At 42.0% G+C, this 286-nt stretch carries 1 pseudogene; it reads left to right on the plus strand.

The annotated features are described in order from the left end of the window. Positions 1–249: pseudogene (locus tag HMPREF3057_RS05240) on the plus strand (23S rRNA (uracil-5-)-methyltransferase RumA); the annotation flags it as partial. Between the last annotated feature and the right edge of the window lie 37 nt (positions 250–286).

A 286-nucleotide genomic window follows, 5' to 3' on the forward strand; every position in this document is an offset into this window, starting at 1 on the left:
GGCTACCGAGCGGATGCCTTGATAGTTGACCCTCCTCGTACAGGCTTAGATGATAAGCTGTTGGAAACCATTCTGACCTACGTTCCAGACAAAATGGTCTATGTATCCTGCAATGTTTCGACCTTAGCGCGAGATTTGGTTAAACTAGTAAAAGTCTATGACCTCCAGTATATCCAGTCGGTCGATATGTTTCCCCACACTGCACGGACAGAAGCAGTGGTTAAATTAGTGAAGAAAAGAAAAAATTAACTTCACTGAAAAAAGTCCTTGACAAAGGTAAAAAAGT

The sequence above is a fragment of the Streptococcus sp. HMSC072D05 genome (genome assembly GCF_001815805.1).
Taxonomy (GTDB): Bacteria; Bacillota; Bacilli; order Lactobacillales; family Streptococcaceae; genus Streptococcus.